Annotated in this window: 13 protein-coding genes; 6 read left to right on the top strand and 7 right to left on the bottom strand. The window is 64.2% G+C overall.

Going from position 1 to position 14,906, the window contains the following annotated elements:
• Positions 1–46: 46 nt before the first annotated feature.
• Genes OX460_RS06340 through OX460_RS06320 form a run of 5 tightly spaced genes read right to left on the bottom strand, consistent with a single transcriptional unit; the run spans position 47 to position 5,178 of the window.
• Positions 47–925: an STM4011 family radical SAM protein gene (locus OX460_RS06340; protein WP_289898093.1), complete on the bottom strand. Its 879-nt coding sequence runs from the start codon at positions 923–925 to the stop codon at positions 47–49.
• A complete protein-coding gene (locus OX460_RS06335) occupies positions 919–2,298 on the bottom strand; it encodes an STM4012 family radical SAM protein (RefSeq protein WP_289898092.1) in 1,380 nt (459 codons plus the stop codon). Before OX460_RS06335 ends, OX460_RS06340 begins: the two co-directional genes overlap by 7 nt.
• Positions 2,295–3,146 carry an STM4013/SEN3800 family hydrolase gene (locus tag OX460_RS06330; RefSeq protein WP_289898091.1) on the bottom strand — a complete coding sequence of 284 codons (852 nt, stop codon included), beginning with the start codon at positions 3,144–3,146 and terminating at the stop codon, positions 2,295–2,297. The genes OX460_RS06335 and OX460_RS06330 overlap by 4 nt, the downstream gene beginning before the upstream one ends.
• Positions 3,139–4,236, bottom strand: coding sequence for an STM4014 family protein (locus tag OX460_RS06325; protein WP_289898090.1), 1,098 nt, complete (start codon positions 4,234–4,236; stop codon positions 3,139–3,141). Before OX460_RS06325 ends, OX460_RS06330 begins: the two co-directional genes overlap by 8 nt.
• A gap of 15 nt (positions 4,237–4,251) precedes the next feature.
• Positions 4,252–5,178: an STM4015 family protein gene (locus OX460_RS06320; protein WP_289898089.1), complete on the bottom strand. Its 927-nt coding sequence runs from the start codon at positions 5,176–5,178 to the stop codon at positions 4,252–4,254.
• Between the two features lie 270 nt (positions 5,179–5,448).
• Here OX460_RS06320 and OX460_RS06315 point away from each other — a divergent pair, with 270 nt between their 5' ends.
• On the top strand, positions 5,449–6,552 hold the full coding sequence (locus tag OX460_RS06315) for a PEP-CTERM sorting domain-containing protein (protein WP_289898088.1): 1,104 nt from the start codon (positions 5,449–5,451) through the stop codon (positions 6,550–6,552).
• A 31-nt stretch (positions 6,553–6,583) separates the two neighbouring features.
• Here the strand turns inward: OX460_RS06315 and OX460_RS06310 are convergent, their stop codons facing one another.
• Positions 6,584–7,159, bottom strand: coding sequence for an XRE family transcriptional regulator (locus OX460_RS06310; protein ID WP_077403922.1), 576 nt, complete (start codon positions 7,157–7,159; stop codon positions 6,584–6,586).
• 221 nt (positions 7,160–7,380) lie between these two features.
• Between OX460_RS06310 and kbl the strand changes: the two genes are divergently transcribed.
• Genes kbl through OX460_RS06295 form a run of 3 tightly spaced genes read left to right on the top strand, consistent with a single transcriptional unit; the run spans position 7,381 to position 11,039 of the window.
• Entirely contained in the window at positions 7,381–8,604 is a 1,224-nt protein-coding gene (kbl, locus tag OX460_RS06305) for a glycine C-acetyltransferase (RefSeq protein WP_289898087.1), read from the top strand.
• A 20-nt stretch (positions 8,605–8,624) separates the two neighbouring features.
• Positions 8,625–9,590 carry an NAD-dependent epimerase/dehydratase family protein gene (locus tag OX460_RS06300; RefSeq protein ID WP_289898086.1) on the top strand — a complete coding sequence of 322 codons (966 nt, stop codon included), beginning with the start codon at positions 8,625–8,627 and terminating at the stop codon, positions 9,588–9,590.
• Positions 9,591–9,638: 48 nt separating this feature from the next.
• Positions 9,639–11,039, top strand: coding sequence for an L-serine ammonia-lyase (locus OX460_RS06295; protein WP_289898085.1), 1,401 nt, complete (start codon positions 9,639–9,641; stop codon positions 11,037–11,039).
• Between the two features lie 128 nt (positions 11,040–11,167).
• Here the strand turns inward: OX460_RS06295 and OX460_RS06290 are convergent, their stop codons facing one another.
• Positions 11,168–11,908, bottom strand: a complete 741-nt coding sequence (locus OX460_RS06290; protein ID WP_099664153.1) for an AAA family ATPase — start codon at positions 11,906–11,908, stop codon at positions 11,168–11,170.
• 268 nt (positions 11,909–12,176) lie between these two features.
• Here OX460_RS06290 and thrC point away from each other — a divergent pair, with 268 nt between their 5' ends.
• A complete protein-coding gene (thrC, locus tag OX460_RS06285; protein ID WP_289898084.1) occupies positions 12,177–13,658 on the top strand; it encodes a threonine synthase in 1,482 nt (493 codons plus the stop codon).
• A gap of 14 nt (positions 13,659–13,672) precedes the next feature.
• Complete coding sequence (gene glp / locus OX460_RS06280; protein WP_289898083.1) at positions 13,673–14,899, top strand: gephyrin-like molybdotransferase Glp; 1,227 nt, start codon at positions 13,673–13,675, stop codon at positions 14,897–14,899.
• Positions 14,900–14,906: the final 7 nt, after the last annotated feature.

Genomic DNA, 14,906 nt, shown 5'->3' with positions numbered 1-14,906 from the left:
GGTAGTGTTCAGGTAAAAAGCGCGGGTGCCGTTGGCCCGCGCTTTTTTACGTCCGGTGCAAAGGCGCGATGCGCGCCAGCACGCCGTTGCCAAACGTGGACTGGAACGGCAAATCCTTGCGCTGCGCATAGCCGATATAGCAATCGCACTTGAAGCGCGGGCAGGATTTCTCTTGCAGCAGGTCCGCCAGGTCGTCCGTGTACAGGTTGCCCAGGCGCTCGGGCACGAAATGGCAGCGCGCCAGCTCGCCGTCGCCATCGACGGACAGCGACGCCTCGCCCGCCAGACAGGGCTTGCCGCGCGAGGGCGAAGGGCGCCGGTTTTGCGCGAACCACGGGTCGACGGCGTCCAGCCAGGCCAGGTCTTCCACCGCGTAGTAGCCGGGACCACGCCGGTCATACGCGTTCAGCCACAGGTAGACGTGCGCGGGCAGGGCTGCGCGCAGGGCGCGGATGGCGTCAAGGTGTTCATTCATCGCCACGACGCCGACGGAATAGCGCACGCCCATGGCGTCCAGGCGCGCGCAGCGTTCGAGAAAGCGGGCCAGCGTCGTCTGGTCCGGGTGGTAGGTGCACCACAGGCTGATCTTTTCCAGTCCATCCATCCCCTGCAGCCAGTTCAGGGGGCCGGACAGATTCGTTTGCAGCGCCACCTGGCGCACGTGCGGCAGTGCGGCCAGGGTTTGCATGGCCGCGCGGTAGTGGCGCCGCACCATCGCTTCACCCCAGGGGGTGAACAGCACGCTGATGGGGCGCGTTTGCCGCGCCACCCAGTCCGTGAAGCGGACAAGCTCGCGCGCATCGCGGGCCAGCGCGGCGCGGCTGTCGCGCTTCTTGGCAAACGGGCAGTAGTCGCAGGCGTAATTGCAGCTCGCCAGCGTGCCCCGGTACAGCAGGGACAGAGTGCCGGGCGGCGTTGTCAGCACGCCTGGCCCTCTTGCGCCATCAGCGCGCGCACCGTCTCGGAGGCCAGCCACGGGCCGATGGTGTCGGCATAGCTGTAGCCGCGGTCATTGAGGCGCAGCAGCGGACCATCCTCCTGCACCAGCTCCAGCGCGTGCAGTTCGGCCAGCTGCGGCAGATCCATCTCGCAGCGCGTGCCGAAGCGCGCCGTGTAGGCGTCGCGGTCCAGGCCCGGTTCCGTCAGCAGCGACTGGATCACGTAGCGCCGGCGCTGTTCTTCCTCGCCCAGCACGTAGCCGTGTTCCGCCTGCGCGAAGCGTTCCTCGTCCAGCGCCAGGTAGTTGTCGATGATGCCGATGGTCTCTGTCCGTGCCACCGCGTACTCGCTCGAATAATGCAGGCTGGCCGTGTAGGAGCGCGCGCCCGCGCCCAGGCCCACCATGCCGTCATTCTGGCAGCAGTACGAGGGACCGTTTTGTTCCGGCGCATGGGGAGCGCGGAACATGCGCATCGATACCTGTTCATAGCCTTGCGCGCGCAAATGGTCGCGCGCGGCCGCGTACAGGGCCAGCCGGCTGTCGCCGTCCTGCGCCAGCATGATGGGGTTCAGCGTATCGGCGCCTTTGCGCCGCGCGATCTTGCCAAGGCCCGTTTGCTCGCGCACGTACAGCGGATACAGATAGATTTCCTCGGGCCGGAAGGCCAGCGCGCTGTCGATGGACGCCAGCAGGCTGGCGACGGTTTGCCCCGCGATGCCGTAGATCAGGTCCAGGTTCAGGGTGGGAAAGCCGGCCGCGCGAATCAGGCCGATGGCGTGATGGACGGTGGCGTTTTGCTGGGGCCGCGCCAGCGCGCGCATCTCGCCGGCGGCAAAGCTCTGGATGCCCAGGCTGACCCGGTCGATGCCGTGCGCGCGGCAGACGGCCAGGCGCTCGGCCGTGATGGTTTCGGGCGACGCTTCGATGCCGGCCGGCGTGGCGTGCAAATCGATGCCGAGGATGTCGCGCGCGCCGCACAGCAAGGTGTCCAGCTGCGCCGGCGACAGATAGGTGGGCGTGCCGCCGCCCAGCGCGAAGCGGGCGAAGCGCCGTTCACCCAGCGCGCCGGCCAGGGCGCGCATCTGCACCAGCACTTGCCGCACGTAGCGTTCGACCATGTCGGCGCCGGGGCGGGCCATGGCGAACAGGTTGCAAAAGCCGCAGCGCATCTCGCAAAACGGAATATGGATGTACGCGAACAGGGCGGAGCGGTCTTGCCGCGCCCACAGGGGCGCCAGCGGCGCCGCCTGCGGCAAGGCGCGGTAGGCCGCCTTGTGCGGATACGAGTACGAATACGCCTGGTAGGGCGTGTGGCGCATGCGTTGCGCCAGGGTGCCAGGTTGTTCGGCTGGGTTCACGGTGGGGACTCCTTGGGAGGTGTATCGGGGGCGATGAAGAAGTGCGCATACGGCACGTTCCACACGCTGTCATGGGCGATGCGGTGGCCGCGATAGCCATCTTCGCCATAGGCGCTGCCGTGATCCGAGCAGACGATGGCGAACGTGGGCGCGCGCGCGGCGCAGGCGGCAAACAGGGGCGCCAGCGCCCCGTCGACATAGCGCAGGGCTGCCGCGTGGCTGTCCAGGCAGTCGGCGCGGCAGCCGGGCAGGTAGGCGCGGTTCGGCGTGTGCAGGGCGGCCACGTTGATGAACAAAAAAGTGCGCTGATCGCCGTCCGCCAGGCGGGCTAGGGCCAGCGCCACCTGCTTTTGCGTCGAATGGCGGCTGGCCACGCCCATGCCCGCGCTCCAGTGGCTTTCCTGGAACAGCGACGGCAGTACCGTGCCCAGCGCCGTTTGCTTGTTGAAGAAGCCCACGCCGCCGATGCAGATGGTGCGGTAGCCCCGCGCGGCCAGCGCGGCGGGAAGGTCTGCTTCCGCGAAGGCGAACGTGTGCTTAGACGTCGTTTCGCTGCCCGCAAACGCGCTGGCGAACAGGCGCGGATGGCGGCCCGGCGCGGCCGGCGTGGGCAAAAAGCCCGCGAAGAAGGCCTGGTGCGCGGCATAGGTGAACGTGGCGGGCGAGTGGCGCCGTTCCCAGCCGCCCGGCGGTAAAAAACGTCCCAGCACGGGCAATTCACCCGCCTCGTACAGGGCTTGCGCCACGTCAAAGCGCAGGGTGTCGAGCGTGAGGAAGACGATATCGTGGCTGCCGACGATGGCGTGCATGTCGGGGATGGCCGGTGTGTCCGGTGTATCTTTAAGCATGTGTCAGTTGCGTCAATTGCGCCGCATAGGTGTCCGCGCCTTGCCACAGCAGGCCTGGCAGCAGGTCGCCGAAGGCGTTCGCTTCCAGCACGTGGGCCTGGCCCTGGCGCACGACGAGGTCGTAGCCCGTCACGTGGCTGGCGGGGAAGGCGCGCGCGGCCTGGGCGGCAGCCGCTTCCAGCGCCGCCAGGTCGGCCGCGTTCAAGAGGCCGGATGCCTCGCCGCGCCGGTTGTCGAGGTGCAGATTCGTCATCATGTGCTGTCCGATGCGCGCCACCCGGTGCGCGGGCTGGCCCGCCAGGGTCACGACGCGCAGGTCGTAGTGGCTGTCGCCGCAGCGCGGCTTGTTCAGCCACGTTTCCGCATACAGTTCCTGGGCGGCCAGCGCGTCGACGAGGGCGGCGATGTCGTGCTGCGTGTCATAGCGCGCCATGCGCTTGACATTGAACAGGCGCGCCGCGCCATCCCCATGCTGCAGGGCGGCTGAGGTGGTGGCTTGCTGGCGTCCCGCCTTGTTCCGGCGGTAGGCGACGACGCCGGACGCGGACGAGCCGTAGCGCGGCTTCAGATACACGCGGTCGAGGTCATGCTGGCGCAGCAGCGCTTGCAGGTGCTCGTAGCCATGCACGGGGCCGAGCAGGGCGGGAATGGCGATGCCGTGCGCTGCCAGGTGGTGCTGGCAGGCCAGCTTGTCCGTCATGCGGACAATTTCGGCCGGCGCATTGAAGACGCGTATTGCCGGCAAGGCTGCCAGTTGCCCCGCCAGGTCTTGCATGGCGCTGGCAAAGCCCGCAAACCACGCATCCATGGCCAGCAGTTCGCCATGTTCGGGCGCACGCACGGGGGCGCGGTCCAGCCGCCGCCAGCCCGCCTGCAGCAAGAGAAAATGGGCAGAAGGATCGTCGCCGGGCGGCTCGATCTTCAACAGGCCGGGCTGGCGCAAGGCGTCTGCCAGCAGCGCCGGCCGCGCCAGCCAGTCGCGCCATTCCAGCACCTGCGCGGGCGGCAGGCGCAGTTGCGCGCGCGCCGCCTGCATCAGGCGCACGCGCTTGCTGCAGGCGCTGGCCAGCAGGGTGAGGGGTGTAGCCAAAGGAAAAGACTCCGCTTATTCGCCCACGGCCACGTAGCGGTAGCTTTCGCCGTCGTCTTCGTCCGCTTCCTGCGGGTCGTCCAGCACCACTTCGAAGGGCAGCGCCTTCAGCTTGGCCTGGTTTTCCTCGGAAATGTAGTGGTGCGACAGGTCCAGGCGTTTCAGCTTGCCCAGCTGCGTGTGATTGAGCACGGCCACGGCGCCCAGGTCGCCGATGGTGCCCAGCGACAGGTCGAGCGTGTCGAGCTGCGCCACCAGCGGCTCTTCCGCCAGCCACACGGCCAGGTCATCGGCGATTTCCGCGTCGCGCAAGCCCAGGTAGCGCAGGGTCGGCACGGTCAGCTGCGCCAGCGCCTTGCGGTACAGGTCGACGTCGCCCGAGAAGCCGTATTCCTCGGTGCCCAGCCACAGTTCCAGGTGTTCCAGCTGCGGCATGCTCGATTGCGCCAGCGCTTCGGCGATCTTTTGATCGAGGCCGCCCGTTTCGATGGTGAAGCGGCGCAGGTGCTGGTGCGCGAACGGCTCGATGACGAGCTCATTGCCGCCGCGGATGCGCAATTCTTCCAGCTGCGGGAAGGCGTCCAGCAGGGGCTTGTAGCTGCCTTGCACGATCCACGAGATTTCGCATTCCTCGTACGTCATGTCGCCGATGAACAGGGCGCGCACATTGGGCAGTTGCGGCGCGTGGGCGATCAGCGCGGCGATCACTTCGTCGGCGCCCGATTCGTACGGATCGCCCCACATGCCGATGATCAGCGCTGCGAGCGCGTTCCGGTCCGCCTTGGCGATGAAGCCGGCGATCAGCTCGTCCATCTTGCGCTTGTCGTCGTACTCGAGCGACAGGCGGTAGACGATGTCGGGCGAGGCGTCGAAGGGCAGGTCCGGGTCGTACTGGACGACTTTCTTGTTGTGGAAGGTGGTGGTGCTGTCGGAAATCGTCATCGCGTGGGCTCCGTAAAAAACAGTTGGGGCCTGGATGCCGCGCAGGGGCGTAGCAAGGATGGGGCGAGCCGGGATGTGCTGCGGCGCTCTGCAAAGACATCCAGGCCTGGAAATCTTGTCTATTGCGAAATCTTAACATGGACAAAAGGACTTATTGCGCACGGCTGCGCGGCAACGCAGCGACTGAAAATGTCTTGCAAACAACAATGTTGTCAAATAAGTTTACATTTTTGATATTTAATCGTATCGTGCATTTTTCTTGGAGGAATGATGAAAATAATTCGGAACGTTACGCTTTCCCTGTTTTTCAGCTCCATCAGCCCGCTGTTGCTGGCGCAGGGGGCGCCTGCATCGCGGCCACAGTTTACCGTCACGGTGTTCGACAATGCGTCTCACGCCAACCTCACGGTGGGCAGCATCAGCGCCATGGGGCAGATTTACGGCGTGGGCCGGCTCGACGGCGTCGACATGGTGTATGCCACGGCGGGCAGTCAATTGACGGTGGCGCCGAAGGCCGCGGTGAGTAACCTGGTGTTTGCCAGCAATGCGGCGGGGGACAGCCTGATACGCTCGGCCGGCAGCAATGGCAATGCGATGGTGCACATCCTGTCGGGCGGCGTGGCCACCTCGCTCAATATCGCCGGGCAAACGACGTGGTCCGGGAGTATGAATGCTGCAGGGCAAGTTGCCTTCAATGCGGGCTTCGGCAGCCATGCCACTTTCGACTACACGACGAAAGCCTATCTGTACGACCCGCAAACGGGCATACGGGCGCTGGGCACCCTGGGCGGCAGGGACAGCTATGTCACGGGCATCAACGACGATGGCGTCGTCGTCGGCGCTTCCGCGATGGCGCCGACTCCGGGCGGTTCGCAAGGCTTCATGTACAAGGATGGCGTGATGACCAGCGCGACGGGCTGGGGCGGTTACCAGAGCACGATTTCGGGCATCAACAATGCGGGCCAGATGGTGGGCCATGTCACCCCCGACTGGAACCAGGACCGGACGCGCGGTTTTCTCCAGACCGACGGCAACAACACGGTCCTGAAATCCATCTCCACACCGATCGGCGTGGATGGCTTGGGCCAAGTGCTGGGGACAAACGCCATGTTCTACAGCAATGGGGTGACTTACAGCCTGGAAAGTCTGGTGCAGGGAGAGGCGGGCTGGAGCTACATGGCCGTCGGCGGCATCAACGAGGCGGGACAGATTTCCGCGCGCCGTTGCCAGTCGCTCATTTGCGAGATTGTCCGCCTCGATCCCGTCAGCGCCGTGCCCGAGCCGCAAACCTATGCCATGTTGCTGGCTGGCATGACCTTGCTGGGCTTTGCGGGGCGCCGGCGCCGACAGCGCCCGTGTGATGCCGTAACGTAATACTTTCTGCCAGACAGGATGGGCCGGCGCGCTAGCGGTGGATCACTACCAGCAGCGCCTTGCCCTCCGTTTTTCCCAGATTCCTGATGGTATGCGGCAAGTCCGCCGGATACCTGGCCGTGCCGCCATTCTTGACCTTTTTCTTCGCCGTCCCCACTTCCAGTTCCAGGTTGCCGTGGATCACCGTCAAATGCTCGGTGGTGCCCGGATCGTGCGGCTGCGACGCCAGTTCGCCGCCCGGCGCCAGGGTCACTTCATACCATTCATATTTGCCGGCCAGTTCCATCGGTCCCAGGATGCGCAGCACGTAGCCCGCGTGGTCGCCGGGCAGGGTGGGGGTTTCGTGGGCGTCCGTGATGCGGATGGTTTCCACGGCTTTTTCCGCGCTGGACAGCAATTCGCCGATCTGCACGCCCAGGGCGTTGGCCAGGCGCCACGTGATGGCGATGGTGGGATTGGCCTTTTCGCGCTCGATCTGCGACAGCATGGACTTCGAGACGCCCGCGATGCGCGACAAATCCTCCAGTGTCAGGCCGCGCGCAAGGCGCAACCGTTGCAGGGTGGCGCCCACTTCGGGCGGAGAATTGGTCGAAACGCTGGTTTTCATCGGCAGGTGGCTTGCAAAGTTCAAAAGGCTTGGGTAATATCCACTATATTGAATTTCAGTTCGAAATAGTGGATTTTGAGGAAAAACACGGAAACGTGTAGACTTCAAACAGCGCTTCACGGTACAGCATTGTGCGCGCACCGGTCAAGCGGACGCTTTTCCCTATGGCAACTGAGCTCACCCGGATAGCACACATACAACAGGGACACACAAGGATCATCATGAGCGAGCAAGCGAAGAACACCTTTTTCAGCGGTCTGCAACAGAATCTCGATCAACTGCGCCAACAGGGCTTATACAAGCCCGAGCGCGTGATCGCCTCGCGCCAGGGCGCCGAAGTGGTGTGCGACGATGGCCGTACCCTGATCAATATGTGTGCGAACAACTACCTGGGCCTGTCCGGCGACCTGCAGACGCAGGAAGCGTCTATTGCCGCCACGCAAAAGTATGGCTACGGCCTGTCGTCCGTGCGCTTCATCTGCGGCACGCAAACCGTGCATAAAGAGCTGGAACAGGCGATTTCCGCTTTTCTGGGCACGGAAGACACGATTTTGTACGCGGCCGCATTCGACGCCAACGGCGGCGTGTTCGAGCCACTGTTCGATGAAAACGACGCCATCATCTCGGATGCGCTGAACCACGCTTCCATCATCGACGGCATCCGCCTGTGCAAGGCTGGCCGCTACCGCTACGCCCACAACGACATGGCCGACCTGGAAGTGCAGCTGAAATCGGCGATTGCCGCCGGCAAGCGCCATAAAGTCATCGTCACGGACGGCGTATTCTCGATGGATGGCACGATCGCGCAACTCGACAAGATCTGCGACCTGGCCGACCAGTACGGCGCGCTGGTGATGATCGACGAATGCCACGCTTCCGGCTTCATGGGCGCGACGGGCCGCGGCACGCACGAACACCACAATGTGATGGGCCGCATCGACATCATCACGGGCACCCTGGGCAAGGCCCTGGGCGGCGCCATGGGCGGTTTCACGTCGGCGCGCAAGGAAGTCATCGATACCCTGCGCCAGAAATCGCGTCCTTATCTGTTCTCGAACACCCTGGCGCCATCGATCGCCGGCGCCTCGCTGTCGGTGCTGGCCCGCCTGGCCAAGTCGACGGAACTGCGCGACCGCCTGCATGACAACACGGCTTTCTTCCGCAGCGAGATCGAGCGCATCGGCTTCACCATCAAGCCGGGCACCCATCCGGTCGTTCCCGTGATGCTGTTCGACGCGCCCGTGGCACAGAAATTCGCCGCCCGCCTGTATGAACTGGGCGTGCTGGTGACGGGCTTCTTCTACCCGGTCGTGCCGATGGGCCAGGCCAGGGTGCGCGTGCAGCTGTCCGCCGCGCATACCCGCGAGCAGCTGGTGCAGGTGCTGGCCGCCTTCGAACAGGCTGGCAAGGAACTCGGTTTGCTGACCACTACCACTACCAACTAACAAGAATTCAGGAAAATAGCATGGAACGCATCTTAGTCATTGGCGCAAACGGCCAAATCGGTAGTGAACTGGTGGGCGCACTGGCGCAGCAGCACGGCGCGGACAACGTCATCGCCAGCGACATCGGCACGAATAATCTGTACCAGGCCAAGCGCTATGCGCAATTGAATGTGCTGGACAAGGACGGCCTGGCGAAAATCATCGCCGACGAAGGCATCACCCAGGTGTACCAGCTGGCGGCCATGCTGTCGGCCACGGGCGAAGCGGCGCCGTTGAAGGCGTGGAGCCTGAACATGGACGGCTTGCTCAATATCCTGGAACTGGCGCGCGAGCGGGGCGAAGCGAGCAAGCCGCTGCGCATCTTCTGGCCGTCGTCGATCGCCGCCTTCGGCCCGAACACGCCGCAAGTGAACACGCCGCAAATGACGGTGATGGACCCGACGTCGATGTACGGCATCAGCAAGCTGGCCGGCGAGCGCCTGTGCGAGTACTACTTCAACAAGTACGGCGTGGACGTGCGCAGCATCCGCTACCCGGGCATCATCAGCTACAAATCGCCTCCGGGCGGCGGCACCACCGATTACGCCATCGCCATCTTCCATGCGGCCTTGCGCGGCGAGCGCTATGACTGCTTCCTCGATGCGAACACCACCTTGCCGATGATTTACATGCCGGACGCCATCCGCGCCACCATCGAACTGATGGACGCGCCTGTGGCCCAAATCAAGATCCGCTCCTCGTACAACGTGGCCGGCGTGTCGTTCAACCCCGAGCAGCTGGCCAAGGCCATCGTGCGCATGGTCCCGGACTTCAAGATCAGCTACAAGCCGGACAGCCGTCAGGCCATCGCCGACAGCTGGCCGCAAAGCCTGGACGACAGCAAGGCCAGCGCCGACTGGGGCTGGAAGGCGCAGATCGGCGTCGAGCAGATGGTCACGGACATGCTGGCCAATGTCGATGTGGGCCATGCCGCCAAGGCTGCCTGAAGTACGAACCCGCTTGCATAAAAACATACTAATCTAAAGAGACACTACATGGACATGAGCGTATTTGACCTGTTTAAGATCGGCATCGGGCCGTCGAGTTCCCACACTGTGGGGCCGATGGTGGCGGCGCGGCGTTTTCTGGTCGAATACGGTCCGCTGGACCAGGTGGTGGGCGTCGAGGCGGCCCTGTATGGCTCGCTGGCGCTGACGGGCGTGGGCCATGCCACGGACAAGGCCGTCATTCTGGGCCTGATGGGCGAGACGCCGCAAGATGTGGCGCCCGATGCCGTCGACAGCAAGCTGGCCGCCATCGAGGCGGCCGGTGAAATCGCCTTGCTGGGCACGCATGTGGTGCCGTTTACGGCCGCCACGGGCTTGATCTGGCACAAGAGCGAATCCCTGCCCGAACATCCGAACGGCATGCGTTTCACCCTGAAACTGCTTGATGGCAGCCGCGTAGACAAAGTGTATTACTCGATCGGCGGCGGCTTTATCCGCGAAGCCGGCGAGGCCCAGGCCGAGGCGGCCGTGGAGTCGGCCGCCAGCGCGCGGGTCGTCTTCCCCTTCGATACCATGGAACAGTTGCTGGCGCACGGCGTGGAAAGCGGCCTGTCGATCCCGGAAATGCTGCGCGCGAACGAATGCGTCAAGCGCAGCGACGCGGAACTCAATGAAGGACTGGACCGCATCTGGCACGTCATGCGCGACTGCATCGCGCACGGCCTGGAAACGACGGGCAACCTGCCGGGCGGCTTGAACGTGAAGCGCCGCGCCGCGAAATTGTGGCGTCTGGCGCAGGAAGCGAAAGCATCCGACAACCGCGCCAACGACTTGCCGCACGACGCCGTGCACTTGGTCAGCCTGTACGCGATGGCCGTCAACGAGGAAAACGCGGCGGGTGGCCGCGTGGTGACGGCGCCGACCAATGGCGCCGCCGGCATCATCCCGGCCGTGTTGCGCTACTACGCGCAGGATTGCCGTCCCAGCGACCCGGTCGGCGGCGTGCGCCGCTTCATGCTGACGGCGGCCGCCATCGGCATGTTGTGCAAACGCAATGCTTCGATCTCGGGCGCCGAAGTGGGTTGCCAGGGCGAAGTGGGCGTGGCGTGCGCCATGGCGGCGGCCGGCCTGGTGGCGGCGCTGGGCGGCACCAATGAACAAATTGAAAACGCGGCCGAAATCGGCATCGAACACCACCTGGGCATGACGTGCGACCCGATCGGCGGCCTGGTGCAGATTCCCTGCATCGAGCGCAACGGCATGGGCGCCGTGAAAGCCATCACGGCTGCCTCGCTGGCGCTGAAGGGCGACGGCACGCACTTCGTCAGCCTCGACGAAGTCATCGAAACCATGCGCCAGACGGGCGCGGACATGCAGGACAAGTACAAGGAAACGTCCTTGGGCGGGCTGGCCGTGCATGTAATCACCGTCAACCATGCAGCCTGCTAAGTGCCGGGGTCAGACCCGCCGGGACTCGGCGTCCCCGTCTGACCCAGATTTCCGCTGCGCCTTATGGCAACCTCACTCCTCCTCAAACAGGCGTAAGCCGACATCACCATGGCAGCAAGCCATCACCCTCACTCCTCCTCAAACAACTGCTCCAGCCTCCTCGGGTAGTTATTCAGGAAATCGCGCGTCACGGCGTAGTGTTCCGTGTCTTCATACGCCACTTCGTGGATGCCGCCGCCCGTAAAACTGAGGATTTTCGCATTCGGATAGGCCAGCAGGATGGGCGAATGGGTGGCGATGATCAATTGCGAGTCGTCCTGCACCAGCTGGTGGATCACGGACAATGCTGCCATCTGGCGGCTGGGCGACAGGGCCGCCTCGGGTTCGTCCAGCAGGTACAAGCCTTTTCCCCGCAGTTTGTTGATCAGGGTGGCCATGAACGCTTCGCCGTGCGATTGCGCGTGCAGCGACTTGCCGCCGTAGCTGGCCAGGTATTCCGGCATGTCGTCCATGTAGGTGGCGACGTTGAAAAAGCTCTCGGCGCGCAGGAAATAGCTGTCCTCGGGTTTTTTATAGCTCTTGCTCAGGCGCAAGTGCGCGTGCAAGCCCGATTCCTCGTCCGACGGCAGGGCGATGCGCACGTTGCGCGTGCCGCCATCCTTGCCGAAACCGAGGGCCACGGCCAGCGCTTCGAGCATGGTCGACTTGCCGCTGCCGTTCTCGCCCACGAAAAACGTCACGTCGCGGTGGAAGTCCATGTGCACGAAATCGCGGATGGCGGGAATGGTGAACGGATAGTGGTCCAGGTCGACGACGGCGTCAGGGCGCAGCGCGGCGCTTTGCAAATACGGTTTTTTACTCAGCGACATGGCCGGTTTTCGACTCCATAGTGGCCCCGCTCCGGGGTAACAGCTGCAGTGTGGCGCAAATTGGCGGCGCGCGCCAGTGCGCACACAGGCCATGTCCACCTGCCTTGATCTCAAGCATTATGTGTGGTTTGACAACAGCATGGCTCTCCAATTGTCACGCCGGCAACTGGCGTGCGCCACGCGATTCGCCTTGGACGGCGGCTGGCACTATAATATCCGCTGCCATTCATGATCAACCGCACTCAGCTCAACTGGACTCTTCAAATCTATGCACTACGTGTCTACCCGCGCTGATAAAGCGCCAATGAATCCGCAGCAATTCTCCGACATCCTCCTGGGCGGCCTGGCCCCCGATGGCGGACTGTATCTCCCTGAACACTACCCGCAAGTCACTGGTGCCGAGCTCAACGCCTGGCGCACATTGTCGTATGCCGACCTGGCCTACGAAATCCTGAAGAAGTTCGCCACCGATATCCCGGCCGCGGACCTGAAGGCGCTGACGGCGAAAACCTATACCAAGGCAGTCTACAAGAACGCCCGCGCCGGCGAAAACGCGGCCGATATCACACCGCTGCGCGTGCTGGAAGAAAACGTCGTCAAGGGCGGATCGGCCACCCTGATCCTGCAGGCGCTGTCGAACGGCCCGACCCTGGCCTTCAAGGACATGGCCATGCAGCTGCTGGGCAACCTGTTCGAATACACCTTGGCCAAGCACGACGCCGAACTCAATATCTTCGGCGCCACGTCGGGCGACACGGGCAGCGCGGCCGAGTACGCGATGCGCGGCAAGCAGGGCATCCGCGTCTTCATGTTGTCGCCGCACAAGAAAATGAGCGCGTTCCAGACGGCGCAGATGTTCAGCCTGCAAGACCCGAACATCTACAACATCGCCGTCGAAGGCGTGTTCGACGATTGCCAGGACATGGTCAAGGCAGTGTCGAACGATTTGCCGTTCAAGGCGAAGCAAAAGATCGGCACCGTCAACTCCATCAACTGGGCAAGAGTCGTGGCGCAGGTGGTGTACTACTTCCGCGGCTACCTGGCGGCCACCACCAGCAACGAGCAGAAAGTGTCGTTCACGGTGCCGTCTGGCAACTTCGGCAATATCTGCGCCGGCCACATCGCCCGCATGATGGGGCTGCCCATCTCGAAACTGGTGGCCGCGACGAATGAAAACGACGTGCTCGACGAATTCTTCCGCACGGGCGTCTACCGCGTGCGCAAGTCCGCCGAAACGTACCATACGAGCAGCCCGTCGATGGATATCTCGAAAGCGTCGAACTTCGAGCGCTTCGTCTACGACCTGGTGGGCCGCGACAGCGAGCGCGTGCGCGCGCTGTTCACGAAAGTGGAAACGCACGGCGGCTTCGACTTGTCCGGCAAGCCGGGCAGCGATGGCGACGAGTTCAAGCTGGTGGCCAAATATGGCTTCAAGTCAGGCAAGTCCACGCACCAGGACCGCCTCGACACCATCCGCGACGTGGCCGACGACTACGGCATCACCATCGACACGCACACGGCCGACGGCATCAAGGTGGCGCGCGAGCACCTGGAGCCGAACGTGCCGATGATCGTGCTGGAAACGGCGCTGGCGGCCAAGTTCAACGAAACCATCCTCGAAGCGCTGGGCGTGGATGCGGAACGCCCGGCCGGCTTCGAGAACATCGAAGACTTGCCGCAAAAGTTCGTCGTGATGGATGCGGACGTGGAAAAAATGAAGGCGTACATCGCCGCCAATACGGGGCTGTGATGGGTGCGCCTGTGATGAACGATCCGACTGCAGAACGCAAACCCATGCTGTCGGTGGCCGAGGCGCAAGCCTTCATGCTGGGCGCGGCGCGCCCGGTGGCTGACGTGGAGCTGGTCGACACCATGCGCGCCAACGGCCGCGTGCTGGCGGCCGCGCAAACGTCGACCCTGAACGTGCCCGAGCGCGATAACACGCAGATGGATGGCTACGCCGTGCGCGCGCAGGATTGCGCCAGCGGCGCGGCCAGCCTGCCCGTGTCGCAGCGCATCGCGGCCGGCCACGTGGGCCAGCCTTTGCAAGCGGGGACGGCGGCGCGCATCTTCACGGGCGCCCTGATCCCGGACGGCGCCGATTGCGTCGTGATGCAGGAGCAGTGCACCTTGCTTGATGGCGTGGTGACGGTCAATCACGTGCCGCACGCCGGCGAATGGGTGCGGCGCCAGGGCGAGGATATCCGCGCCGGCGGCGAAGTCCTCGGCGCCGGCCGGCGCCTGCGCAGCCAGGAAATGGGCCTGGCCGCCTCCGTGGGTCTGGCGCAAGTGCCGGTGCTGCGCAAGCTGCGCGTGGCCGTGTTCTTCACGGGCGACGAGCTGGCCATGCCGGGCGAGCCTTTGGCGCCGGGAGCCGTCTACAACTCGAACCGTTTTACCTTGCGCGGCTTGCTGGAAAATCTGGGCTGCGAGATCACGGACCTGGGCATCGTGCCCGACAGCCTGGAAGCGACGCGCGCCGTGCTGCGCCAGGCGGCCCAGGGCAATGATTTGATCATCACCTCGGGCGGCGTGTCCGTGGGCGAGGAAGACCATATCAAGCCGGCCGTGGAAGCGGAAGGGCGGCTGAACATGTGGCAGATCGCCGTCAAGCCGGGCAAGCCGCTGGCGTTTGGCGAAGTGCAGGACGCGTTCTTTGTCGGCTTGCCCGGCAATCCCGTCTCCAGCTTCGTCACCTTTTTGCTGTTCGTGCGCCCGTTCATCCTGCGCCTGCAGGGCGTGGCGGGGAGCCTTGCGCCGCGCAGCTACAGGCTGCCGGCCGCGTTTGAACGCCTGAAGGCGGACAAGCGTAACGAATTCCTGCGCGCCAAGGTCAATGAAGAAGGTGAGCTGGAACTGTTCGCCAACCAGAGTTCGGGCGTGCTGACGTCCACCGTGTGGGGCGACGGCTTGATCGATTGCCCGCCGGGGCTGTCGATTGCGCGCGGCGACATGCTGCGGTTTATCCCGTTTAACGAATTGCTGTACTAAGGAAGTC

The sequence above is a fragment of the Janthinobacterium sp. SUN033 genome, assembly GCF_030397595.1.
Taxonomy (GTDB): Bacteria; Pseudomonadota; Gammaproteobacteria; order Burkholderiales; family Burkholderiaceae_D; genus Janthinobacterium; species Janthinobacterium kumbetense.
This window is presented reverse-complemented; position numbering and strand designations above follow the sequence as displayed.